The sequence below is a fragment of the Clostridium sp. 19966 genome (assembly GCF_032335695.1).
GTDB lineage: Bacteria > Bacillota > Clostridia > Clostridiales > Clostridiaceae > JACTOJ01.
In genome coordinates this window covers 63143-89211 of sequence record NZ_JACTOJ010000006.1, presented here as the reverse complement: position 1 = coordinate 89211, position 26069 = coordinate 63143, and the positions used below count along the sequence as shown (strand labels likewise).

At 30.7% G+C, this 26069-nt stretch carries 26 protein-coding genes; 24 read left to right on the top strand and 2 right to left on the bottom strand.

What is annotated here, in order from left to right; translation table 11 throughout:
* The first annotated feature begins 57 nt into the window (after positions 1–57).
* The 18 genes from IAI10_RS07960 to scpB all read left to right on the top strand — a co-directional run bounded on the left by IAI10_RS07960 (position 58) and on the right by scpB (position 17332).
* Complete coding sequence (locus IAI10_RS07960; RefSeq protein ID WP_315672769.1) at positions 58–450, top strand: Asp23/Gls24 family envelope stress response protein; 393 nt, start codon at positions 58–60, stop codon at positions 448–450.
* A gap of 132 nt (positions 451–582) precedes the next feature.
* Entirely contained in the window at positions 583–990 is a 408-nt protein-coding gene (gene nusB / locus IAI10_RS07955; protein WP_315672768.1) for a transcription antitermination factor NusB, read from the top strand.
* 9 nt (positions 991–999) lie between these two features.
* On the top strand, positions 1000–1845 hold the full coding sequence (locus tag IAI10_RS07950; protein ID WP_315672767.1) for a tetrahydrofolate dehydrogenase/cyclohydrolase catalytic domain-containing protein: 846 nt from the start codon (positions 1000–1002) through the stop codon (positions 1843–1845).
* Entirely contained in the window at positions 1835–3037 is a 1203-nt protein-coding gene (gene xseA / locus IAI10_RS07945) for an exodeoxyribonuclease VII large subunit (protein WP_315672766.1), read from the top strand. Before IAI10_RS07950 ends, xseA begins: the two co-directional genes overlap by 11 nt.
* A 2-nt stretch (positions 3038–3039) precedes the next feature.
* Positions 3040–3264 (top strand): exodeoxyribonuclease VII small subunit, encoded by a 225-nt coding sequence (locus IAI10_RS07940; RefSeq protein ID WP_315672765.1) that lies wholly within the window; start codon positions 3040–3042, stop codon positions 3262–3264.
* Entirely contained in the window at positions 3261–4130 is an 870-nt protein-coding gene (locus IAI10_RS07935; protein WP_315672764.1) for a farnesyl diphosphate synthase, read from the top strand. Before IAI10_RS07940 ends, IAI10_RS07935 begins: the two co-directional genes overlap by 4 nt.
* 25 nt (positions 4131–4155) lie before the next feature.
* Positions 4156–6015 (top strand): 1-deoxy-D-xylulose-5-phosphate synthase, encoded by a 1860-nt coding sequence (dxs, locus tag IAI10_RS07930; protein ID WP_315672763.1) that lies wholly within the window; start codon positions 4156–4158, stop codon positions 6013–6015.
* An 18-nt stretch (positions 6016–6033) separates the two neighbouring features.
* Positions 6034–6858, top strand: coding sequence for a TlyA family RNA methyltransferase (locus IAI10_RS07925; protein WP_315672762.1), 825 nt, complete (start codon positions 6034–6036; stop codon positions 6856–6858).
* An 11-nt stretch (positions 6859–6869) separates the two neighbouring features.
* Positions 6870–7727, top strand: coding sequence for an NAD(+)/NADH kinase (locus tag IAI10_RS07920; protein ID WP_315672761.1), 858 nt, complete (start codon positions 6870–6872; stop codon positions 7725–7727).
* Between the two features lie 3 nt (positions 7728–7730).
* Complete coding sequence (locus IAI10_RS07915) at positions 7731–8183, top strand: arginine repressor (RefSeq protein WP_315672760.1); 453 nt, start codon at positions 7731–7733, stop codon at positions 8181–8183.
* A 19-nt stretch (positions 8184–8202) separates the two neighbouring features.
* A complete protein-coding gene (recN, locus tag IAI10_RS07910; RefSeq protein ID WP_315672759.1) occupies positions 8203–9912 on the top strand; it encodes a DNA repair protein RecN in 1710 nt (569 codons plus the stop codon).
* 252 nt (positions 9913–10164) lie between these two features.
* Positions 10165–11394: a SpoIVB peptidase gene (gene spoIVB, locus IAI10_RS07905; protein ID WP_315672758.1), complete on the top strand. Its 1230-nt coding sequence runs from the start codon at positions 10165–10167 to the stop codon at positions 11392–11394.
* 331 nt (positions 11395–11725) lie between these two features.
* The gene (gene spo0A / locus IAI10_RS07900) at positions 11726–12535 is read left to right on the top strand and encodes a sporulation transcription factor Spo0A (RefSeq protein WP_315672757.1); all 810 of its coding nucleotides are present in this window, start codon (positions 11726–11728) and stop codon (positions 12533–12535) included.
* A 175-nt stretch (positions 12536–12710) separates the two neighbouring features.
* Positions 12711–13370 carry a stage II sporulation protein M gene (spoIIM, locus tag IAI10_RS07895; protein ID WP_315672756.1) on the top strand — a complete coding sequence of 220 codons (660 nt, stop codon included), beginning with the start codon at positions 12711–12713 and terminating at the stop codon, positions 13368–13370.
* 271 nt (positions 13371–13641) lie between these two features.
* Complete coding sequence (locus IAI10_RS07890; RefSeq protein WP_315672755.1) at positions 13642–14523, top strand: site-specific tyrosine recombinase; 882 nt, start codon at positions 13642–13644, stop codon at positions 14521–14523.
* 106 nt (positions 14524–14629) lie between these two features.
* Complete coding sequence (locus IAI10_RS07885) at positions 14630–15796, top strand: D-alanyl-D-alanine carboxypeptidase family protein (protein WP_315672754.1); 1167 nt, start codon at positions 14630–14632, stop codon at positions 15794–15796.
* Between the two features lie 194 nt (positions 15797–15990).
* On the top strand, positions 15991–16746 hold the full coding sequence (locus IAI10_RS07880) for a segregation/condensation protein A (protein WP_315672753.1): 756 nt from the start codon (positions 15991–15993) through the stop codon (positions 16744–16746).
* Positions 16733–17332 carry an SMC-Scp complex subunit ScpB gene (gene scpB, locus IAI10_RS07875; RefSeq protein ID WP_315672752.1) on the top strand — a complete coding sequence of 200 codons (600 nt, stop codon included), beginning with the start codon at positions 16733–16735 and terminating at the stop codon, positions 17330–17332. The genes IAI10_RS07880 and scpB overlap by 14 nt, the downstream gene beginning before the upstream one ends.
* Before the next feature lie 111 nt (positions 17333–17443).
* Here scpB and ytfJ read toward each other — a convergent pair whose 3' ends face one another.
* On the bottom strand, positions 17444–17839 hold the full coding sequence (ytfJ, locus tag IAI10_RS07870) for a GerW family sporulation protein (protein WP_315672751.1): 396 nt from the start codon (positions 17837–17839) through the stop codon (positions 17444–17446).
* A 35-nt stretch (positions 17840–17874) separates the two neighbouring features.
* Positions 17875–18360: a DUF2953 domain-containing protein gene (locus tag IAI10_RS07865; protein WP_315672750.1), complete on the bottom strand. Its 486-nt coding sequence runs from the start codon at positions 18358–18360 to the stop codon at positions 17875–17877.
* Between the two features lie 235 nt (positions 18361–18595).
* Here IAI10_RS07865 and IAI10_RS07860 point away from each other — a divergent pair, with 235 nt between their 5' ends.
* The 6 genes from IAI10_RS07860 to IAI10_RS07835 all read left to right on the top strand — a co-directional run bounded on the left by IAI10_RS07860 (position 18596) and on the right by IAI10_RS07835 (position 25983).
* A complete protein-coding gene (locus IAI10_RS07860) occupies positions 18596–19690 on the top strand; it encodes a D-alanyl-D-alanine carboxypeptidase family protein (RefSeq protein ID WP_396334358.1) in 1095 nt (364 codons plus the stop codon).
* Positions 19691–19974: 284 nt separating this feature from the next.
* The gene (locus IAI10_RS07855; protein ID WP_315672748.1) at positions 19975–20961 is read left to right on the top strand and encodes a sulfide/dihydroorotate dehydrogenase-like FAD/NAD-binding protein; all 987 of its coding nucleotides are present in this window, start codon (positions 19975–19977) and stop codon (positions 20959–20961) included.
* Positions 20958–22235 carry an FAD-dependent oxidoreductase gene (locus IAI10_RS07850; protein WP_315672747.1) on the top strand — a complete coding sequence of 426 codons (1278 nt, stop codon included), beginning with the start codon at positions 20958–20960 and terminating at the stop codon, positions 22233–22235. The genes IAI10_RS07855 and IAI10_RS07850 overlap by 4 nt, the downstream gene beginning before the upstream one ends.
* 301 nt (positions 22236–22536) lie before the next feature.
* Entirely contained in the window at positions 22537–24948 is a 2412-nt protein-coding gene (locus tag IAI10_RS07845; protein WP_315672746.1) for a PEP/pyruvate-binding domain-containing protein, read from the top strand.
* A 632-nt stretch (positions 24949–25580) separates the two neighbouring features.
* Positions 25581–25775 (top strand): hypothetical protein, encoded by a 195-nt coding sequence (locus IAI10_RS07840; RefSeq protein WP_315672745.1) that lies wholly within the window; start codon positions 25581–25583, stop codon positions 25773–25775.
* A gap of 79 nt (positions 25776–25854) precedes the next feature.
* A complete protein-coding gene (locus IAI10_RS07835) occupies positions 25855–25983 on the top strand; it encodes a hypothetical protein (protein ID WP_315672744.1) in 129 nt (42 codons plus the stop codon).
* Positions 25984–26069: the final 86 nt, after the last annotated feature.

The window sequence follows — 26069 nt, the reverse complement described above, 5'->3', positions numbered from 1 at the left end:
TGATATAATTAACTAAAGAAAAATATTTTGCATTTAGCAAAATTAGGAGGGTCGCATATGGACGAAAATTTAAACAACTTACCTAATACAGGTATAGTGAAGATATCTGATGAAGTTGTTAGCGTAATAGCGGGTTTAGCTGCTGCTGAAATAAAGGGCATAACTGGAGTTAACGCAGGTATAACAGGTGGTATAACTCAGATATTTTCAGGAAGAAAAAATCCTTCAAAAGGTATAAAAGTTAATATGGATGAAAATAGTGCTTCCATTGATATGATGGTAGGCGTAGAATACGGACTGAAAATACCAGAAGTAGCAAAGAACATTCAGGAAAATGTTAAAAAGGCGGTAGAAACTATGACTGGTCTCAATGTTTCTACAGTAAATATTTATGTGCAGAATGTAATTGTACCAAAGAGTGAAAATAATATAGAAATAGAAGAAGAATAAAGTTACACCCTCTGTATTAAGAGGGTGTTTCCATGTTTACATATTTTTTTAGATTAATATATTTTAATATATATTTTTTGTAAAATAGTTGATAATAGAATAATAATATATAATTTATTTAAGGAGATTAATATGAACAGAAGTAAAAGCAGAGAAGAAGCTATGAAATTATTATTTCAAATGATGATAAATAAAAATACAATAGATGAAGAGATAGAAATTTATAATGAAGACGGAGAAGATAAGGCAGGAGTAGATATGAAGTATATCGAAAAGGTACTTAAAGGCGTGGATGAAAACCTGGAGCAGGTAGATAAAAAAATAGAAGAAAATCTTGTAAATTGGAAGATAAATAGACTATCTAAAATAAATCTGGCAATACTTAGAATATGTGCTTACGAAATGATTTATGATGAAGAAATTCCAAAGGCAGTTGCTATTAATGAAGGGATTGAATTAGCTAAAAGATATTCTGATGATAAGTCCGGTAAATTTGTAAATGGCGTTTTAGATAAGATTAATAAAGGATTATTATCATAGGAGGCTGTTATGGCTAATATAATCGATGGTAAAAAAATAGCAGAAGAATATAAAACTGAAATAAAAGTACTTGTGGATGAGCTAAAGATGGCAAACAAGCAAATTCCTTGTTTAGCAGCTATAATTGCAGGAAATGATGGAGGATCACATTATTATTTAAATAGCGTGATAAAAAACTGTAATTTGTTAGGAATCCAAACGGAAGTAAAGAAATACGATGAATCTGTCACAGAAGACGAACTTATAGAAGCCATAAAAAGTATGAATAAAGATGATAAAATTCATGGAATAATGTTATTTTTACCATTGCCTAAAGGTATAGATGAGAAAAGAGTCAGCTCGGCCATTTCATATAAGAAAGATGTGGACTGCTTAACGGATATTAACAACGGGAAATTTTATAAAGGGGAAAAAAGCTTTAAACCCTGCACTGCTCAGAGTGTTGTAAACCTAGCTAAAAGCACAGGAATAACTTTAGAGGGTAAAAATGTGGTTATAATAGGCAGAAGTAATATAGTTGGAAAACCTACGGCTCAGCTTATGTTAAATGAAAATGCTACTATAACTATATGCCATTCAAAGACGAAGAATTTAGTTGAAATCTGTAAGAGAGCAGATATATTAGTATCCTGTATAGGAAAAGCAAATTTTATAACAGGAGAATATATTAAAGAAGGAGCAATTGTAATAGATGTGGGCACATCATCTGTGAATGGTAAAATAACAGGAGATGTTTTATTCCAAGAAGCAAGTGAAAAAGCCAGTTTTATAACTCCTGTACCAGGAGGAGTGGGAGCTGTTACAACCACTTTGCTCATAAAAAATGTTTGTGAGGCGTTTTTAAATGTATATTAAAGTATTAACGGTCACTGAACTAAATGGTTATGTAAAAAAAATAATGGACAATGATTTTATTTTAAGTAACATAAGTGTAAAGGGTGAAGTATCCAATTTAAAATTTCACAGCAGTGGTCATATATACTTTTCTTTAAAGGATGAGTACTGCAAAATTAATGCTATAATGTTTAAAAGTGATGCTGAAAAAATTGATTTTAAATTAGAAGATGGCATGAATGTTGAAATTCAAGGAAGAGTGTCAGCTTATACAAAAGAGGGAGCATATCAACTGTACTGCACTAAAATTAAGCAAGAAGGTATAGGTGATCTCTATGTTGCCTTTAATAAGCTGAAAGAAAAACTAGGTAAGGCTGGGCTATTCAGCGAGGATCATAAAAAGAGCATACCAAGGTTTCCTGAAAAAATAGCTGTTATAACTTCACCTACAGGTGCGGCTATAAGAGACATTATAAATGTAGCCACACGAAGAAATAAAAATATGGATATACTTATCTATCCTTCACTTGTTCAAGGGAAAGATGCGCCTTATAGCATTGTAAAAGGAATACAATTTTTAAATACGCTAAAGGATGTGGAAATTATAATCCTTGCTAGAGGGGGTGGATCTATAGAAGAATTGTGGGCCTTTAATGATGAAGAAGTAGCATATGCTATCTACAATTCTAAGAAACCTATAATAACAGGTATTGGTCACGAAATTGACTTTACCATTGCAGACTTCGTCAGTGACAGAAGAGCTCCTACCCCATCATCAGCAGCGGAAATTTCTGTACCTTTGCAGGATGATTTATTAAAAATGGTTTTTGAAAAACAGGATAAGTTAAAAAGATTGTATGAAGGTATAATTTCAGAAAAGAAAAATAATGTTGATAAGCACAGAAGATTGCTAGAAATAAATGATCCTTCCAATTATATAGTAAATGCGTATAATTATATAGATAATCTTAAAACACGTATGAAAAACAATATGAAAACTAATATAAAATTGCGAGAAGAAAAACTTGCAAAACTTAATGCTTTGCTAAGTGCACATAATCCACTAAATATTTTGAATAAAGGATATTCCGTTATACAGGATGATCAGAACAACATTATAAGCAGCAAAAGTGAGCTTATAAAACAAAAAAGTGTTTTAATTACTCTAAAGGATGGAAGAGTAATGATGGATGTAGAATTCAAAGGAGAATGATTATGGCTAAAAAAAAGGATAGTTATGAAAGCCTCATGGCCAAGTTACAGGAAATTGTTGAAAACATGGAAAAAGGAGAATTATCATTAGAGGATTCTATAAGATTTTATGAGGAAGGAATAAAAACTAGCAACTCTTTATATAAGATGCTTAAAGAAGCAGAGGGAAAAATAACTATTTTGAATGAAGAAAAAGAAACTAGTTTTGAGGATGATGATCTAAAATGATTTTAAATGATTTAAAAGATGAAATAGATATATGGCTTAACAATTATTTTTGCGGAAAAGAAGGGTATAATGAAAAAATCTATGAAGCTATGGCTTACAGCATTAATGTTGGAGGGAAAAGAATCCGACCAATTCTTATGCTTTTGACCTATTGTCTATATAACGAAAATTATAAAGATATAATGGAAGTTGCTGCTGCGGTAGAGATGATACATACCTATTCACTAATTCATGATGATCTGCCTTGCATGGATGATGATTGCTTAAGAAGAGGAAAGCCAACTAACCATAAAGTTTTTGGTGAAGCAATAGCTGTGCTGGCAGGTGATGGACTTTTAAATGAAGCTATGAATATAATGTTTAAGTATTCTTCTAAGCATGATTGTGCTGCATTAAGAGCCTGCGCTATGATTTCAGAGAGCAGCGGAGTGGAAGGTATGATAGGCGGACAGGTAGTAGATATACTGGCTGAAAATAGAAAAATAACAGTGGAAGAATTAAGTTATATGCATAGAAAAAAAACAGGTGCGCTCATTAAAGCTTCTATATTATCTGGAGCAATACTTGGAAATGCTCCTTCCTCAGATATTGATATATTAGAAAAGTATGGAGAAAAATTAGGACTTGCATTTCAAATTAAAGATGATATATTGGATGTAATAGGCGATGAAGATACTATGGGGAAAAGTGCGAAAAAAGATGAAAATGAAAATAAAAGCACATATGTTTCAGTATTTGGTATAGATGAGTGTATAATTAAATGTGAAAAGCTTACGAATGAATGTATTAAGCTTTTAGATTCAGTTTCAAAAGACACTTCCGAGTTAAAGCAGTTGACAAAATTCCTTTTAGATAGGAAAAATTGATTTTGAGCGAAAAGGAAGATAAAAAATGTATGATATACTAAAAAGGTATAGTAAACCATCCGACATTAAAAATATGTCTATGGATGAGCTTAATAAATTTAGTAGTGAAATAAGAAGTTTTTTAATTGAAAAGGTGTCTAAAACCGGCGGACATCTAGCATCAAATCTAGGTGTGGTTGAAATAACCTTAAGTTTATATAATGTATTTGATTTTTCAAAAGATAAAGTTATATGGGATGTTGGACATCAGTCCTATGTTCATAAAATACTTACAGGAAGAAAAGATAAGTTTGATACTCTTAGAAAATTTGGTGGGATTAGTGGGTTTCCTAAGCCGGAAGAAAGTGAATATGATTCCTTTAAAACAGGTCACAGCAGTACTTCTATATCGGCTGCTTTAGGAATGGCGATTTCCAGAGATTTAAATAATCAGAAGCATAATGTGATAGCTGTTATAGGAGATGGTGCCCTAACAGGAGGTATGGCTCTTGAGGCACTTAATTATATAGGATACAAAAAAACAAAATTGATAATAATTTTGAATGATAATCAGATGTCTATTGGTAAAAATGTAGGAGGAATATCTACTTATTTAAGTACGTTAAGATTGGATCCTGCATATAACAAGTTTAAGCAAGAATTTAATTCTACTCTTTTAAAAACTAATATAGGTAAAGGAGTAGTTAATAGTATAAATAAAATAAAGGACAGCATAAAACAATTTATTGTGCCAGGAATGCTGTTTGAAGAGATGGGCATAAGATATATGGGACCTATAGATGGTCATAACATTAGAGAAATGAGCAAAGTGCTATCCATGGCAAAAAATTTGGATGAGCCTGTTATCATTCATGCAATCACAAAAAAAGGTAAAGGCTGTGAGTATGCAGAAAAAAATTCTGATAAATATCATAGCGTAGGTCCTTTCAATTGTGATAATGGAGAAGCTTGTGCAACAAAAACTGAAACTTACTCAGATGTATTTGGAAAAGAGATTGTAAGCCTTGGGGAAAAAGACAGTAAAATCGTAGCTATAACGGCAGCCATGAGAGATGGCACAGGGCTTAAGGAATTTGCTAACAAGTTTGATGACAGATTTTTTGATGTTGGCATAGCAGAGCAGCATGCTGTAACTATGGCAGCAGGCATGGCAAAGGCTGGATTAAGACCATTTTTTGCAGTATATTCCACTTTTCTTCAAAGAGCCTATGATCAAGTTCTGCATGATGTTTGTATTCAAAATTTACCAGTAGTTTTTGCTATAGATAGGGCTGGAATTGTTGGCGAGGATGGAGAAACACATCATGGCGTGTTTGACATATCTTACTTATCACATATGCCCAATATGACAATATTGGCACCTAAATGCAAGAATGAACTAAAAATTATGCTTAGGTGGGCTGCAAAGCAAAATTCACCTGTAGCTATACGATATCCAAGAGGTGGAGATGTAAGCGGCACACAGCTTAAGGCTATAGAAAGCGTAACTCCTGGAAAATGGGAGAGCTTATGTGAAGAAGGAAATATAGTTTTAATAGCCACAGGAAGAATGGTTGGTCAAGCGATTTTGGCTAAAAATAAATTAAATGAAAGAGGAATAAATGTATCAGTAGTTAATGCTTATTCAGTAAAACCTATTGATACTGACATGATTAAAAATTTTTGCGAGAAAAAATATAAAATAGTTACAATAGAAGATAATATGATGATAGGTGGTCTTGGAAGCATCGTAGATGAATATGTAAATTCCTTAGATCTTAAAACAACAATCATGAACTTAGGCTTCAAAGATGAATTTATTCAACATGGCAGTGTTGATATATTATATAAGTTATATGGACTAGATGTAGATGGAATAGTTTCCTCCGTAGAAAAGCTTATATAAAAACTTAAAGGAGAAAGTATGAATCAGGAAAAAGCAAGATTAGATGTGATTTTGGTAGAGAGTGGAGTGTTTGAATCTAGAGAAAGAGCAAGAGCTAGCGTAATGGCTGGTGAAATATTTGTTAACGATGTTAAAGTTACCAAATGTGGACAACAGGTAAATAAATCAGATAATATTGTTTTTAAAGGAAATAAAATGCCATACGTAAGCCGAGGTGGATATAAATTAGAAAAAGCTATAAAAGAGTTTAATATAGATTTAAATGGTAAGGTATGTATGGACATTGGAGCTTCTACAGGTGGATTTACTGATTGCATGCTTCAGAATGGAGCTTCTAAGGTATTTGCTGTAGATGTAGGGTATGGGCAATTTGCTTGGAAACTTAGGACAGATGAAAGAGTTGTATGCATGGAAAGAACAAATATAAGATATGTAACCAATGAACAAATTGGTGAGTTATGCGATTTAGCATCTATAGATGTATCTTTTATATCTTTAAAAAAAGTTATACCAGCTGTGTCTGCACTTTTAAAAGAAGATGGTGAAATTTTGGCGCTTATAAAACCTCAATTTGAGGCAGGGAGAGAAAAAGTAGGCAAAAAGGGTGTTGTCAGGGAACAGAGCACTCATAAGGAAGTTATTAGTGAGATAGTTCAATTTGTAAAAGGTGAAGGGCTAAACACTTTAGGATTGGAATATTCACCTATAAAAGGCCCGGAAGGCAACATAGAATACTTACTGTATATTTCTAAAGATTCCTCTATAAAAAGCGAATTAAATGAGAAAACTATAGATGAAATAGTTAAAAGTTCTCATGATAGCTTAGAGCAAAAGCAGCCATAATAGGAGGAAATATGAGAGAGATAGGATTAAATATTAATAGTTCAAAAGAGAATAGTACTTACATTTTAGCTGATGTTTGTAATGTTATAAAAGATACTTTTGGTAATGAAGCTAATATACACATATTTGAAGATGGCGAAATCGAGGAGTATGTCCAAAAGAACGATTTAGAAATAATGATAGTATTGGGCGGAGATGGAACTATTATAAGAGCAGCAAGGGCTTTATGCAAATATAGCATTCCTATATTAGGTATAAATATTGGAAACTTAGGTTTCCTTGCTAGTGTTGAAACTGGAGATATAAAAAAGGCTTTTGAATATATTAAGGAAAATAAATATAATGTAGAGGAAAGAATGATGATAAGCTGCAGCATAAATCATGAAGGGCAGCTTAAAGAGTTCTTTGTACTTAATGATGTAGTGGTGTCTAAAGGTGCATTATCAAGAATGATTAAGTATAAGATTAGTGTAGATAATAATCTATATGCTGATTTTAGTGCTGATGGTATAATCATATCCACTCCTACTGGATCAACAGCTTATGGATTGTCAGCAGGGGGTCCTATTATTCATCCTTCTTTAAATTTGATAGAAATAATTCCTATATGTCCTCATGTAGCTGGAATGAGGCCTCTTATCATAGATTGCAACAGTGAAGTAATAATAGAAACCAAAGGATGGAAAGAGAGTATTTTTATGACTATAGATGGTCAGGAGTCACTAAAATTACAAGAAGATTCATTAATAGGTGCTAAGATGGCTCCATTTAAATGTAAGCTTATAAGGTTACAAGATTATGATTATTTTAAAGTTTTAAGAGAAAAAATCATATGGAGAACTAGAGAAATAGGATGTGAAGGGGAATAAGATATGAAGGTTTTACGGCATGCTAAAATTATAGAAATAATTAACTCAAAAGAAATTGAAACGCAGGAAGAATTAGCTGAAGAGTTAAAAAAATGTGGTATGGATGTTACTCAAGCTACCGTATCCAGAGATATAAAAGAGCTAAAATTAATTAAGGTTTTATCTAACAGCGGAAAATATAAATATGTTGCTATAACTCCTGAACAAAATTTTTTATCTAACAAGCTAGTAGCTATATTTTCTCATACAGTATTATATGTGGAAAATGTAGAAAATATGGTGGTGCTTAAAACTATTTCAGGTTCAGCATCAGCTGCAGGTGAGGCTATTGATTCATTGGGATTTGATGAAATCGCAGGAACTATAGCGGGAGATAATACCTTATTTATATTAGTAAGAACTAAAGAAAAAGCTCAGGAGCTAGTAAAGAAAATAAAGAAGCTCTTAAATAATTAGGTGATAGGAGGTATAAGGAGTGCTTCTCCAAATCAATATTAAAAATTTTGCTTTAATAGAGAATTTAAGCATTAACTTTGATGATGGCTTTAATGTTCTTACTGGTGAGACTGGTGCAGGTAAATCTATATTAATAGATGCAATAAATTTTGTCTTAGGTGGAAAATTTAATAAAGATATAATACGTACCGGCGAAAATAGTACATTTGTAGAAGCTATATTTACTATAGATTTTACTAACGAAAATATTATTGATGCTCTAAAAGAACTTGACATAGAATACGACGACTTAATAATCATAAGTAGAGAAAGCTATAACAGTGGCAGAAGTATAATAAAAATTAATGGAAAAACTGTTATTCTTTCTGCGCTTAAACGAATTAGTGAATTGCTTATAGATATACATGGTCAGCATGAAAATGTTAGATTATTAAATTCAGCAACGCATATTACATATTTAGATAATTTTTGCTTAGATGAGCTTAAGGAGCCTTTGAAAGAATATACTTCAAATTATGACAAGCTTCAATATATTATTCATAAAATTCAGGAGCTTGAATATGGTGAAGAGGATAAAGAAAAAATTGTTAGTTACATAAAATTTCAAATTGATGAAATTGAAAAATCTAAATTGTATGTAGGTGAGGATGAGGAACTAAATGAGAAAATAAATATCCTCACAAATTCTGAGAAAATAAGCAGGGTTCTGAATAAAAGCTATGAAGCCTTGTATAATGGGAACGAAGAAAGCCCTTCATTATATGATTCCTTAGACTATTTAATTAAAGAACTTAGATCAATAGAAAATACAGTGAAGAAGGTTAAGGATATTTCAGATAGCTTAGAAGAAGCATATTACAATATTGAACAAAATATTTCTGAAATAAGATCTATAAAAGATAACTATAATTATGATGCTAACGAGTTAGAAGAAGCGAATTCAAGGATATACGAGATAAGCAGATTGAAAAAGAAATATGGAGATAGTGTAGAGGACATATTGGCTTATAAAAATAAACTTCTTGAAGATTATGAAAATATAATAAATAAGGCAGAAATAATAGATAAGCTTAATAAAGAAAAAAAAGCTATTGCAGAAAAGTGCATGGAGATAGCTGGGAGGATGCATGATATCAGAATAAAGAATGCAATGATTCTGGAAAAAAGCATCAAGGAAGAGCTAAGTTATATTGGTATGGGAAAAAGTACTTTTAAGGTCAGTATAATAAAAGAAGAAAGCTTAAGAAGCAATGGTTTATCAAAAGTACAATTTTTAATATCTACGAATCCAGGTGAACCCTTAAAAGCTTTAGATAAAATAGCTTCAGGAGGAGAACTTTCAAGAATAATGCTTTCGCTTAAAAGTGTTTTTGTAGATAAGGATAATATACCAACAGTGATTTTTGATGAAATTGATACAGGAATAAGCGGAGCTGTGGCGCAAAGAGTAGCTGAAAAGATGTATAAAATTTCTCAAAAACATCAAGTGTTTTGCGTAACTCACCTTCCTCAAATTGCTTCTATGTCTGATATTCATTATTCAGTATCTAAGAAAGTAGATAAAGATAAAACTTATACTATTGTAAAAAAATTGAGCTTAGATGAAAAAGTTACGGAAGTAAGTAAGATGATAGGCGGAGTAGAAGTTACTCAAATCACTTTAAACAATGCAAGTCAACTTATTGACATGGCGAAGAATATAAAGAACACCTTAAAACATAGCAAATAATGAATAAAAAACAAAATAATAGAAATAATATAACCGTAGAACTTAAACTGCGGTTATATTTTTTTGCATAGTTTTAGCAAAATTTATACATATAAATAAATTTGTATTCTCAAAAAAGGTTTTTTTAATACAATAGTGTGACTTGAAGATTCTATAGGGTAGTTATGGAATGAACACTATATTTATTATAGCATAAGAGTCATCAATCTAGGATAAATTAAATGCATAAGAAAATAAAAAGGAGGTAAAATCGTGAGGAAAAATAAAAGAATTAAATTAATATGTATTTTAACTCCTATAATAATTTTTATTGCATTTAGCTGTTTCTCCATATATAAGGTACCAGACACAGTATTTCTTCATAGCAATCAAAATATCAATTTAAAATATGTAAATAGTTTGTTTACGTGTAACGATTCAATAGCTGTAGATACCATAGGAAACAAAAGTCAACAAAAAGAAAAATTGCAGCTGAAACTCTTAGGATTACTTCCTGTAAAAAATGTGAATGTTCAAAGAATACCTGATATGCAGGTATATCCAGGAGGAAATAGTGTAGGAGTAAAATTGAATACTAAAGGGGTTTTAGCTGTAGCACTTAACGATATAGATGGTGATAATGGTAAAATAACCAGCCCAAGTGCAAAAGCAGGTATAGAAATAGGAGACAATATATTAAGTATTGATGGAAAAAAAGTAAGTGGAGCTGAAACATTGGCAAAATATATTAACGATAGTAAAGGAAAAGAAATTAAAGTAGAATTATTAAGGAAGGGGCAAATATTGTATAAAAGTTTGCTTCCTGAGTATGTTAAATATGATGAAAAATATAAAATAGGCCTATGGGTGAGGGATAGTAGTGCAGGAGTAGGAACACTTACCTTCTATGATCCTCAAAGCGGTATATTTGGTGCATTGGGACATCCGGTTACAGATGTGGATACAGGCACTAATTTAAACATTGAGAATGGAGAATTAGTTAATTCATCAATTGTAAAGATAAAAAAGGGAGTAAAGGGAACACCTGGAGAATTAAAAGGTATATTTGTAAATGAAGAAAATATTTTAGGAAACGTAAAAAAGAATACTGAATGTGGAATTTTTGGAGAAGCTAGTAAAGAAATTGTATCTAATTGTAACACAAAGAAAATGAAAATAGGCTTAAGAGATGAAATAAAAATAGGAAAAGCATATATATTAACAACTATAGATAGTGAAGGACCTAAGGAATATGATATAGAAATTGAAAAATTGTTGAGTCAAGAAAAGCCAGGACCTAAAAGTATGGTTATAAGAATAACTGACAAAAGATTATTAGAAAAAACTGGAGGCATAGTTCAAGGTATGAGCGGCAGTCCAATTATTCAGAACGATAAAATTATAGGAGCGGTGACTCATGTCTTAATAAACAAGCCTGATACAGGATATGGAATTTATATTGAATGGATGATTAATGATTCGAATATTTTGGAAAATGGATAATATATATAGTAATAAGTATTATTTTATATAAATAGTAATAAGTCTGCTATTATAACTTTGATAAATATACTAAAGCTGCGGATATCCTTGTTATAATAGCGGTTTATTATTAAAATTATGTAAAAAGGCAAAGAAAACAATTTTAATAATAATTGTTCTTTTTAGTTGTATTATAGTATAATATTAGAGTTAAAAAGCATTTGAAAATTATTGGAATGCTTAGTGGATAAATTTAGCAAAAAAATTTTTGAATGTTAGAAGGATTTCTTTTGAGTTTGTCGAATAATTAATTTGTTAAGATATGGAATACGATATTGGAAGGAGAACAAAGATGGAAGAATCTAAAATAACCGTGCTTATAGCCGATGATAACAAAGAATTTTGTAACATACTGAATGATTATTTATTAAATCAAAGAGATATTGTTGTAACAGGAATAGCAAAAGATGGGTTGGAAGCTCTAAAATTAATTGAAGAAAAAAAGCCGGATTTGGTAGTGCTAGATATAATAATGCCTCATTTGGATGGATTAGGAGTTTTGGAGAGATTAAATTCCATGAATATGATAGACAAGCCAAGAATAATTGTGCTATCCGCAGTTGGACAAGACAAAATTACTCAAAGAGCTATTACGCTAGGTGCAGATTATTATGTAGTTAAACCCTTCGATATGGATGTGTTTACTAAGAGAATAAGAGAGATGTTTAATAATACTATTTCTAGTGAAGAGAAGCGAAAAACGGTACCAATAGTTGAGACTGAAGCTAGATCCCCTAAAGCTGAACCTATGGACTTAGAATCAGAAATTACTAGTATCATACATGAAATCGGTGTACCAGCTCACATTAAGGGCTATATGTATTTAAGAGAAGCTATTACCATGGTAGTTAGCAATATGGAATTACTTTCAGCTGTTACTAAAGAATTGTATCCTTCCATAGCTAAAAAATATAATACTACAGCTAGCAGAGTTGAAAGAGCAATTAGACATGCTATAGAGGTAGCTTGGGGAAGAGGACAAGTAGAAACTATAAATAAATTATTTGGTTATACCATACATAACGATAAGGGTAAGCCTACAAATTCAGAATTTATTGCTATGGTTGCAGATAAATTAAGATTAAAAAATAAAGTGAGCTAAGAATTAAAATAATATTTTTATATAAATGTTTGTGTGAAAATCAGGAGAGAGTGCTAGATAAACTATAGTGCTCTCTTCTGATTTTTATAAACTAAGCATATAAGTCCTCCTAAATACATAGATATTATTGAATCAACTTTAATATAAAAAAGATAAACCCTAAGGAGGAAATATAATGATGATTAAAAGAAGGAATAACAATAGCAATATCAATATAACTAAGCACATGCAGGAAAATTTGGGATTATATCTTTTAACTATTTTGTGCTTGTTTACAGGAATGATATTGGGTATATATACTATAAGGTATATGGAAAACAAAGAAAGAGAAGATCTCATAAATTATTTTTTAACATTCAAAGGTAATATAAAAAATGCAGAGGTAAATCAATGGTATATAATAATAGAAACTTTAAAAAATAATTTACCTATACTAGTAGGAATATGGCTGCTGGGAGTTACTATGGTTGGACTACCAATTATACTTATAATAGATATAATAAAAGGGTATACATTAGGGTTTACTTTATCGTTTTTGTTTATGAGTTTAGGACTAAAAGGTACTGTATTTGTACTAATAGGAGTTCTGCCGCAAAATATAATCTATCTGCCTTGTATAATAATAGCATCTGTATTGGCTATGAAGCTTTCTGTAAGCAAATTAAAAGAAAAATTTAATAGGGATGCATATAGAAATGCCTATAGTTTTACTAGTTATTCTCTAGCATTTATAATAATCCTTGCCTTAATGATAATAGGAGCTTTTTATGAGGCTTATATCACTCCTAATGCCATAAAAGCAGTGGCAATTAGCTTAGGAAGTGTGGATATATGAAGTATGTACATAAAAATGTAATAAGATATGTAAAATTATATTTAAAAAGTCTTTTTATTATTTTTATTTTGGGATTTATAATGCCCATCATATTGGATTATTCTTTATTTTATGTTTATACCAAAAATATAAATTACAGGAACAGCGTATTTGTGGGTAATTTTTATAATGACACAAATATATTAAATACTTATTTGTTACTGCTAAAAAGATACATAACATATATGTGTAAAATTTATTGATTATATATTTATGGGAAGTGGGTGATAAAATGAATGAATTAGTAGATGAATACTTAGTACATATTTGTAAAAACAAAAATTTAAGTGATAATACGATAGAAGCTTACAAAAGAGATTTAGATGGATTTTCAAGATATTTGACTGAAAATAAATGCACTTTTTTTAACGCAGATGATTTGACCATAAAAAGCTATATACAATTTCTTGAAAGTAACGGTAAAAAGCAATCCTCTTTAGCAAGAAGCATAGTTTGTATAAGAAATTTTTATAAGTATTTACTAAAGGATAATTATATCGAAAAACTTCCATCAATAGATTATGAATTACCTAAAGCGCAGAGATGCTTACCGGAAATTCTCACGGTAGAAGAGGTAAATAAATTGTTATGTTCTCCTGATACAAGCACCATTAAAGGAATTAGGGATAAGGCTATGTTGGAATTAATGTATGCTACAGGAGTAAAAATAACAGATATGCTGAATTTAAATATAGAGGATGTAAATTTAGAATTTCAATATGTTAGATTTAGAAATGATAGAGGAGTAGAGAGGATAGTACCCATAGGAAAATATGCAGTGGAGTGGATAAAAAAGTACATGGATGTCAGGCATTTGTATAAACCTAAGCGGAATGATATAATTTTTTTAAATATTCATGGGGAGATAATGACTAGACAGGGATTTTGGAAGATTGTTAAATATTATGCTGAGCTATCTAAAATTCAGAAGCCCATAAATTTATATACATTAAGACATTCTGTAGCAGTGCATATGATTGAGAATGGAGCTGATATAAAAACTCTTCAGGAATTAATGGGATATAAAGACATATCAGCTGTGCAGATATATTTAGATATAATAAGTCAAAAAAAGATGCTTGAAGTATATAAAAAAAGCCATCCAAGGGCTTAAATTATAAATTTTTATATATTTATGATTGCAAAAAGCAGAGAGAAATATATTTAATTTAATAATAACAATAATATTGGTAAAAATAATTGTGAAAGGAGGATTAGAAATGAAAAAAATCACAGTTAGATTTACCAATATTTTTTTAATAATATTAACATCGCTAAGTTTATTCGCTGTTCCGGTTAAAGCTGAAGAGGAAGGCATAAATGTTGAAGCTAAATCTGCCATATTAGTAGAACCAGTCACGGGGAAAGTTATATATGAAAAAAATTCTCACGAAAAATTTGCTCCGGCATCTGTTACAAAAATAATGACAATGCTTCTTACTATGGAGAAGGTAGACAGCGGTAAAATAAAACTTAGCGATAAAGTAACTATAAGTGAAAATGCAAAAAAAATGGGTGGAAGTACAATGCTTTTGGACACTGGAGAAATTAGAACGGTGGAAGAATTACTAAAAGGAGTGGCTATAGCCTCTGGTAATGACGCAGCTGTAGCTTTAGCAGAGTACATTGGAGGCAGCGAAGAGAACTTTGCTAAGATGATGAATCAGAGAGCTGTGGAACTCGGCATGAAAGATACAACCTTTAAAAACTGCAATGGATTACCGATTGATGGACATATTACAACGGCTTATGATATTTACATCATGTCAAAAGAACTACTTAAGCATCCAACTATACTAAAATATACAGGAACATATATGGAAACTATATCGGAAGGAAGAAAGACTCCTATCGAATTAGTTAATCATAATAAACTGGTAAGATTCTTTAAAGGTTGTGATGGATTAAAAACTGGATTTACTCAGGAAGCCAAATACTGTATTTCAGCTACAGCTAATAGAGATGGAGTAAGGGTACTATGTGTTATTATGGGAGCTCCAACCTATAAAAAAAGGAATAGAGATGCAAGCATGCTTCTTAACTATGGATTTTCTAAATATGAAAGCAAGAAAATTGTAAGCAAAGATGATGAAATTCAAAAGATAACCCTTAATAAAAGAGGAGATAAATTTATTATAGCTAAATCCTGTGAAGATGTTCTTGTTACTATTGAAAAAGGAAGTAGTCCTAAAATAACTTCGAAACTTAAACTAGATTCAAATAAAAAAGTAATAAAAAAAGGTGAAGTCATAGGTATATGTGAGTATTATGATGGAAATAACCTGATAGGCACTGCTAAAATATACAGCGACAGGGATATAAAGAAATCAGGGTTCTTTGATAATATTAAGTCTGGTTTTAGGAACATATTTAAAGGTTCAATATAATCAATAATATCCAAGCTTAACCAATATTAAATTATGAAAATATAATAGAATTCATAATTTAATATTTAAGCTTGGATATATTTTAATTATTTATATAAAGTTGGACTAAAGGATTTTTATATAGAATTTAGGCAGAATTAATGATATATTAATAAAGGTTAATATGTTTTATATTGCATAAACGAGGTATGGATATGGATTATAATATAAAATTAGAAAATTTAAATTTCGAAGGTCCATTTGATTTATTACTTCATCTTATAAAAAAGAATGAAATGGATATATACGATATTAAGATATATGATATAACTAATGAATACTTGAGTTATATAAAAAAAATGAAAGAAATAGATTTAGAAGTTACATCTGAGTTTATAGTGGTAGCTGCTACATTGCTGGAAATAAAATCCAAAATGCTTTTACCTAAAGCGGAAAATGACAATAAGGAAGAAGAGGACCCTAGAGCCAATCTGATAGAAAAACTTGTAGAGTACAAAAAATTTAAAGCCGTATCAGAGTTCTTAAAAGAGGTAATTAAAGAAAATGGACAAACTTTCTCTAAGAAAGCTGAAATAATAGATGATTCTTTATCTGAAAATGTTAATGAAGATGTGTTAAAGAATATAACTATGCTTGACTTGTATAATTTGTATAATGAATTAATAAATAGATATAGAAATAAGATAAATGAGAATAATACATTATTAACCCAGATACCAGTGGATAAATTTAAGATTGAAGATAAAATGATTCAGATAAGCACAGCTCTAAGAAAAGGAAAGAAATATAATTTTAAAGAATTAATTAAAGATTGCAGCAGTAAAATCGAAGTGGTGGTTATGTTTTTAGCTCTTTTAGAACTTATCAAGATGAGGGATGTGATGGCATTCCAGGAATATAGTTTTTCTGATATTTATGTAGAAAGGATAGAGGTTGATGAAGGACAATAATATTTTGCAGATAGAAATAAAAGAGACCAACTCTAATATTAGATATTATTCTATCATAGAATCTTTGCTTTTTGTAAGCGGTGAGCCGATGAAACTAAAGGATATAGCTAGTATATTAGAATTAAGCCCAGCATTTACTAAAAAAGTTTTGAAAGAAATGATGTTTATATACGAAGATAGAGGGGTAAAGCTTATAAGAATAAATGATGAATTCCAATTAGTTACTAAGTCAGAGAATAGTGAATATATTCAAAAGATATTAAAAACAAACTCCAGACAATCGCTTTCTCAGGCATCCTTAGAAACTCTAGCTATAATTGCATATAAACAACCTATCACCCGTATAGACATAGACGAGATAAGAGGGGTGAAAAGTGATAGCGCAGTAGCTAAACTTTTAGATAAAAAATTAATTAAAGAATCGGGAAGGTTAGATGCTCCAGGCAGACCAATATTATATTCTACAACAGATGATTTCCTGAAACAGTTAAATATTGAAAATATAAAAGAATTACCTTCATTAGAAGTCATAGTAGAAAAATATATGAAAGAATATCAGGAAAATACAGAGGAAATAACCCATTAGATTTGAGTTATATAGATATGAATGATGGAAGCAAATAGAAAAGCAATGCAAACTTTTTTATTTGCTTCCATCATTTTTTAATTATAACTTATATGTAGTGAAGCTTTTTTATTATTGATTTTTTTCACAGGAATCATTTCGACTTTTAGCTCCCTTTATCATATCTATAATCTGTGGAATATAGTCAATAAGCCTATCACATGGATTATCGTGCTCTACAGAAAGAAGTTTAACATTATCTCCATTTATAACAATAAAGGCTACAGGACGCAGTGATACACCGGCACCGCTAGCTCCGCCAAAAGGATATTTAGTTTCGTTATCAACCTTATTAGAAAATTCGCTTCCTCCAGATGCAAATCCAAAACTTACTTTTGATATGGGGAGTATGAAGCTTCCATCTTTACTTTCTATAGGATCTCCTATTATAGTATTGACATCAATCATATCTCTAATATTTTCCATGGTGCAGCCCATAAGACCTTCTATAGGATGATTATTTACCATAAGTATACCTGACTTCTAGTCAGGCTTCACCTCCTTCAAATATATATTCTTATAAGTATGTATATAATTTTTACTAAATTAAAAGAAAATATACTATTAATTCTAAAATTTAGCATGGGCTTATTAAAATTAGGTATAATATCAAATTTGTAGTTTTTGATTTTGAATACTGAAGAGAGAAGTTCGTATACGAAAGAATTCATATTTTGAGCTACACCAAAAAATATTCCGGTAAATGCAGCATCTTCAAAACCATAATGCATTTCTAGGCTCAGGTCCAATCTAGGCTTAAATTTTATATTTATGAGTTTTCTTAGTCTAGATAATCCATTTTTTAAAATAAGCTCAGATTTCTTCTTTTTGCTATTATTTTCCGTATAATTATGTTTTTTTTTAAAATTTACTTTCCTATCAAAAACATAAATTTGCAATTCATTATTTTCGTAAATAGTTTTTAATTTTATTTTTAAGGGCATAATAAGCACGATAAGCACAGTTAATGCGATAAATGTAAAGATCATATACATACCTCCCAACATAATGTAGTGTATCCATAAATATGATATTTATTATTTAATGCCAAAAATATTAAAAGTTTTGTATAGTAAAACTAATAAAATATTATCAGATATATATACTAAGAAGAGATTTTTGTAAAGCAACTTAATGGTACAAGTTGGAACTAGGTATTTTTAGAATGCAATAAAATAATCATTAAGGCAGGTGTTATCATTGAAAAACAAATTTTTTATAGCTATGTTACTTGTTTTTTTTATAGTAGGAGTTTCTGTTTCGAATATATCTGAAGAGGCTTATGGTATGGAGTTAGTTAAAGAACCTAACATAAACGCTAGATATGCTGTAGCTGTTGATGGCGAGACAAAACGAGTGCTCTATGATAAAAATGCTAAAACTATAACTCCTATGGCTAGTACTACAAAGATTATGACCTCCTTGGTGGCATTAAGATATGGAGATTTAGAAAAAAATATAGAGATAAGCAGTAAAGCAGCGGCCATAAGAGGATCAACAGTAGGATATAAAAAAGGAGAGATCGTTACTTTAAGAGAATTATTGTATGGGTTAATGTTAAGAAGCGGTAATGATGCGGCTATAGCTATATCAGAAGGAATTTCAGGAAGCACAGATGAATTTATGAAATTGATGAATGAGTATGCTAGCGGGCTTGGAATGATAGATACACATTTTGAATCTCCTCATGGATTAGACAGTCAAAATCATTATACTACGGCATATGATCTTGCTTTGATAACTTTGGAAGCTAAAAAGATAGAAGAGTTTAATAAAATTGTGTCCACAAAGGATATAGAGACCTCAGAGTATGGATTTACACGAAATTATCACAACATAAATAAAATATTATGGCAGATTCCGGAAGCTAACGGAGTTAAAACAGGATACACAGGTCAAGCAGGGAAATGTCTTGTAACATCAATAGACTTCCAAGGCCATGATATAGTAATAGTAACTATAAATTGTCCAGAGAGGTGGAATGAGACAAAAAAAATACAGGATTACATTAGCAGCCAATACGACTATGTAAACATATCACAAGCAAATCAAATACTTAAGGATTTTAAAATTAGTGGTGGGAAGGAAAAATTGAACTTAAAAAGTTCTAAAGATATATATTTTCCTTTGAAAAAAGGCGGCAAATTAGAAACAAAAGTAGTATTATCCAAAAATATTCATGCACCTATAAAAAATAATGAATCCATGGGAATATTGCAAATATATGAAGATGGTAAACTTATATGTAGAAAAAAATTGAATGCTAATGAAAATGTAGAAGAGAATATTTTTCATAAAAAGATATTTTGGATATTTTAACTGAAATAGCGTAATTATCACATCTTCTAGATATATAGGTATATAGAAAACTAGTTAACTATATATCTAGTTATAGTGATATCAAGGTTTTAGCTGATGTTAATCAAATTTCAATTAAGAAGGAAGAGGTAAAAAATAATAGTTAAGCTCTGTTTTAAATCAGTGTAAAAATCAACATCGATTTAAAACAGAGCTTTAATTATTTAATTTTTTCAAAATAGTAACAAAAATATTAAAAGTAAATATTTTATTAGTATAGGATGGATGGAAAGGCAGGTAAACATATGAATCATGAAATAGCTAATTGTATTGACTCTGGAACAGAGTATTGCCCTTGCCACTTAGCAGAAGTAGGTGAATGCATACTCTGTTCTCGATTATCAGGTAAAACATTTTGTGACTGCAATAATTGGAATGGTGTTTGTATATATACTGAATTTATTAATAATAGTAACAAGCCTAAAGAAAATAGGAAAAATTATATTTGTAAGGTGTTGGATAAAGCGAAAATCCAGCAAGGAACCATAGAATACACTTTAAGCACACCATATAAAATAACTCAAGATTTAGCGTATCCAGGTAGCTTTATTTTTATCAGATCCCCAAAGACTTTTCAGTTTTATGACACCCCAATATCTATAATGGAATGTAATTTAGAAGAAAACTGGATTAAATTTGTGGTAGAGATAAAAGGAATAAAAACAAAGAATATAGAGGCAATAGAGAAAAATGACAATATGCTTATTAGAGGTCCATTTTGGAATGGAATTTTTGGGTTGAAAAATATATATTCCGCAAGAGATGGAGTGTCCATTGTAATAGCAAGGGCCATAGGACAGGCTCCAGCAGTTCCCGTTATAAAAAAACTACATGAAAATGGCAATAGAATAATAGCTATATTAGATGATGCAGTAGGAAAAGAGTTATTTGTTAATAAATATTTAGAAAAATACCAATGTGAAGTGATAAGATGCAGTACCATATATGAGGATGGAAATCTTACGAAAGAATTAAAAGATTTGCTAACTACTATTACTGAAAATGAGCATGTGAATTTATTGCAATGTAATGGTCCTGACATATTAAATAAAAATATTGCAGAATTCTTAGATGGAAAAGTAAAAATCTCCTGTTGCAATAATGCTAAAATGTGTTGCGGTCAGGGAGTGTGCGGGAGCTGCAGCACTAAGTATGATGGAAATATTACTAAGCGATTATGTAAGTTACAGGTGGATCCAGTGAAAATATTTGAAGGGAGAAGATCTATATGAAGGTTATAATTATCGGCGGAGGTTGGGCTGGAGTATCAGCGGCTTTGACAGCCAAAAAAGCAGGTGCGGATGTGGAAATCTTCGAAAGAACTGATATGCTTTTAGGTCTTGGAAATGTAGGGGGCATTATGAGAAATAATGGCAGATTTACAGCTGCTGAAGAAATAATAGCCATGGGAGCAGGAGAACTCATAGATATCACAGATAGAAATTCAAGACATGTAAATATAGATTTCCCAGGCCATAATCATGCTAGTCTTTATGACGTTAATAAAATTGAAGTGGATGTACGAAACTTTCTTGAAGAAAGAGATATAAAGGTATCTTTTACAGCTAGAGTAGTTGACATAGAAAAGCAGAGCAACCACATTAAAGGAATTTATTTGGAAGATGAGAGCTTTCATGAAGCTGATGTTTTTGTTGAAGCTACAGGGTCTACGGGACCTATGGGGAATTGTTTGAAATATGGCAATGGATGTGCTATGTGTGTTTTAAGATGTCCTACATTTGGACCAAGAATTAGCATTAGCGCAAAAGCAGGAGCAGAAGATTACCATGGAGAAAGAGAAGATGGTTTATTCGGCGCTTTTAGCGGTTCTTGTAAATTAGCCAAGGATAGCTTGTCAGAAGAAGTTGTAAGTGAATTAAATGAAAAGGGAGTGGTAATACTAAAGGTACCTCCAGAAGATGTTAATATGGATAAGTTAAAAATAAAGGTTTGTCAACAGTATGATCTTCCCGAATTTGCTCAAAATATAGTACTGCTGGATACTGGCAATGCAAAGCTTATGAGTTCTTTCTATCCATTAGCTAAATTAAGAAAAATAAAGGGATTAGAACATGCAAAATATATTGATCCTTATGCCGGAGGAAAGGGCAATTCAATAAGATATTTATCTATGGCTCCTAGAGATGATACTATGAAGGTCAAAGGAATAGATAACTTGTTTGTAGGTGGTGAAAAAGCAGGATTGTTTGTAGGACATACTGAAGCTATGGTCACTGGAGCTGTAGCAGGAACCAATGCAGTTAGACAGGCAATTGGGCAAGAGCTTCTTATTTTGCCAAGAGAAACAGCTTCAGGAGATATTATTGCTTATGCAAATGAAAAGATAGAGACAACTGAAGGCAGACGAAATAGATATACCTTTGCTGGGGCAGGTTATTTTAAGCATATGCAAGAGGCAGGGCTTTATACCACGGATGTAAAGGAAATTGAAGATAGAATTGAGAAGACTGGACTTAAGGATGTGTTTAAGAGAAAATTTATCTAGAAAGTTGTAGTAAGAAGCTCACTGATATTCTTGAATATAAAAGTTAATATTACTTGTATATGGGAAAAATAATACCCCAGCGGTGCTAAGCTTCCTCTGGTAATCTGACAAAATATTTTATCATAAAAATAATAAAATATCAAGAAAAAAGTAGAAAAGAGAAGGCATAAAGATATTCGTATAGCTATCCTATATAGTAAATAGCACAGGGATATTTGTTTGTTTGTAAAATTATTCAAGCATAGATATAATTAATACACTGCCGGCAAGTAAATTTAAATTAATGAGAAGAGGTAGTAGAATGATATCTATGTTATCAGATTTATCTTTGACACAAAAAAAGAAGTATGGCACAAAAGCTAGCTCCTTGGGAGAACTCATAAGAAATTCTATAAATGTTCCAATTGGCTTTGCATTGTCTTCTGAGTTTTTTGATGAATTTCTTAAGATTAATAATTTTGAGTACAGTGCTCAGAATTATTTGATTTGCAATGAAGAGATTAAAAGATTTATTTTGAAAGCTGAATTTTCAGAGGACATGGAGGTAATGCTGCATAGATTTTTTGAAAATATAGCTACAGATATAAATCAGCAGCAGTTTGCGGTACGTTCTTCGGCTTTATGTGAGGATAATGAAAACTATAGTATGGCAGGAATGTTCTCATCCTTTATAGAGTTAAGTTCTTTTGAGAAAATTAAAATGAGTATAAAAAAATGTTATGCTTCTTTGTTTTCAGATAAAGTCATGGAATATTTTGCTGACAATAATCTGAATTTTAAAGAATTGAAAATGGCTGTAATTATACAGAAATTTATATCAGGTGAATATTCTGGAGTTAACTTCTCAGTGGATTCTATCGATATGGACAAGAATATGATGCACATGAATATTGTTGAAGGCACTTGCAATAATTATGTAGATGGAAGAGCAGAATCTATATTTTACAAAGTGAATAAGGAGACTGGCGCTTTGGTAGAGAAAAACCTACCTGAAGGGATGCGTGAACCTAACATAGACGTGATAAATAGATTGTATGAAAAAACCATCCAAGTAGAAAGAATATTTAATACCTATCAAGATATCGAATGGACAATTAAAAATGGAGATATTTTTATACTTCAAGCAAGACCAATCACCACATTCAGAAACAAGGAATTTAAAGTTAATTGGGAAAATGATAATGATAGCAATTATACTTGGTACAAAGACGGAGACAAGCCATATGAACCCCTTGTTAATGAACTAAGTTTACTTGAAGGAGAAGCGTTAAACAGCGGATTGCATCATGCAGGTACTCCTAATTTATATAGTTATTATTGTGTACAAAATGGATATTTTTTCTTTGCAGATAGAGAAATGCAAGATAGTAAACAAAAGAAAGATAAACTTCTTGAAAAAATAAAAGATCTGCATAAGGATTATAAAAATATATTTCAAGATGAGATATTGCCAAAGCTTCTATTGTATAAAAATGAGTTGGATAATTATATAAGAAAAAGACTTACAAGGGAGGAAACATCTGAATTCCTTAAAAAAGCTGTAGCATATATGCAGTTCTTATCTTGTAATCATGAAACTGTAACGCATGCTTGTGATTATATGGATGCTTTTATTGAATACTGTAAAAGTATAGATGAAGGAATAAAAATAGATGATATATATGACCTTGTATTTAGGATTAGCATATTGAATAGAGAACGTGAATTTTATATTAGTATGGCTGAAGAGATTGCTTCAAATCAAGTTTTGTTGGATATGTTTATGGATTGCAAATATAATAAGCTTTTATACAGTAGAATAATAAACGAACCAAAAGGTGAAAAACTTGTGGAAATCATAAAAGATTATATTAAAAATTTTGGAATGTGCAATATGGAGGAGGATATAAATAATCCTTATTCTCAAATTATTCTGGAAGCACCAGAAAAGGTAATTGGGCATGTACGCAGGTTCTTGAACTTCAGTGCTAAAAACTTTAAAGTATCTATTGAAAATTCGCTTAAAAATAAGGAAAAAGTAAAGAATCATTTGTTGAGTAAACTAGATGAAAATAGTAAAGAGGAGTTTCTTAATAGATTGAGCTTGGCAGAGAAAGCGTATATATCGAGAGATAATCATCATTTCTATTTTGAAAGAATGATAAGATCATATATACGTCCGGCATTGCATAAAGCAGAAGAGGAATTGCTAGCAAATGCTTCACTTAGTTGCAGTGGAGATATATATTTTCTCAATTTAAAGGAAATCGAAGAAGGGTTAAAAAAAGCTATTGATTTTAGTGATATCGTAAGAAAAAGAAAAAGCATTTTTGATTGGCAGAAAAAGTTATTGGTACCGGATATTATTGGAAAGAGACCTGAAGAAGATATGCTTGAAAATAATGAAAAAGAGGATACCTATAGTGATTTGAAAGGTATTTCTGGGCTTAGAAAGAAAGTTAGAGGAAAGGTCAAGGTTGGAATTCCTAAGCAGCTTGAACAGGATGCAATATTGGTTCTTCCATTTACTCGCTGTGGCGAATTAGAAGCTATCTTTAATCATGTAGTTGGAATAATTGTAGAGAATGGTTCACCTTTTGAGCATTTAGGTATAATTGCAAGAGAAATGAATATACCAGTTATATATAATGTGAAGAATGCTACGTCACTTTTAAAGGAAGGTGATGAAGTTATTCTTGATGGGATAAATGGAATAGTAACTTTGATAAAATAAAGTTGTTTAATAAAAATCCTATTCTTAGTATTTTGTTTTAATGTATAAAAATAGATTCAAAGCCGTAGGAGAGGAGCATCTCCTACGGCTTTGAATTAATGCCGCTTATATCCTCAAGAACTTTAGATATAATTGATATTATTGCTTATTCAAATTAGAAGATGAAAACTAAAGACATAGAAGAAACTGGTATACTTTTCTTTGAGTAGAGAGTAGTGACAGTTTAATGATGTTCTTGAAAGGGGTTTTTGCACCCTTTGTAATAACTCTGCTTGTATCTGGGAAATTTACACCACTGGGGTCAATGTCAAGAAAGGTAAATGTTAAGAACATATTAAAAAATAAAGATTTCATTTACTTCTATTTGCTAGATTAATAATAAATTTGCAGATGTTTTTTTTTTACAGAGTTACAATTTGGTGCACTTCAAAGACTTTACATTCTTCGTTTTATACAAGCGCAGCAGTATTTTTATTCTTGCAACCAGATATGCTACTCATATTTATTGGACCAATAATAGAAAAACTTAACGCTAAAAGGATTTTCATGTTTTCCTTAATTGGACAAATAGTATTGCTGTCAATTTTACCTGCTTTTTCCATGTTTTAGGAATTTATATACTGTTAATAATTATGTTTATGTCTTCGCTTACGAGCAACATAACCTATCCTATAGAAGATACTATAGTTCCTCAGATTGTGGATACGAAGGAGTTGGTGGCGGCAAATTCACTGCTTACTGTGACTTATAAGATTTTTGATTCTTTATTTAATGGTATATCTGGATTTATGTTGGTTACTTTTTCAACAGTGACACTGATTTGGTAGGGTAACTACTGCTGTAGATACGCTGATTGGGATAGCAATGCAATTAGGATCTCTATTTGGTAGATGGGTGGCTAAGGCTTTGCCTTTTTACTATGCCATGTGCTTTTCAGGAATATCAATTATATTAACAGTGATGTTTTATTATATTTATAAAGAAATAAATTCACTTGTACATGTTGATAACATAAATAGAATAGAGCAGCAGTAATATAAACTTTTGCTTTGCAATATTTACAGCGGATATAGAGAGTGTATAATTTGCACAAAGTTTTTATTAATACTAGCACTTATTTT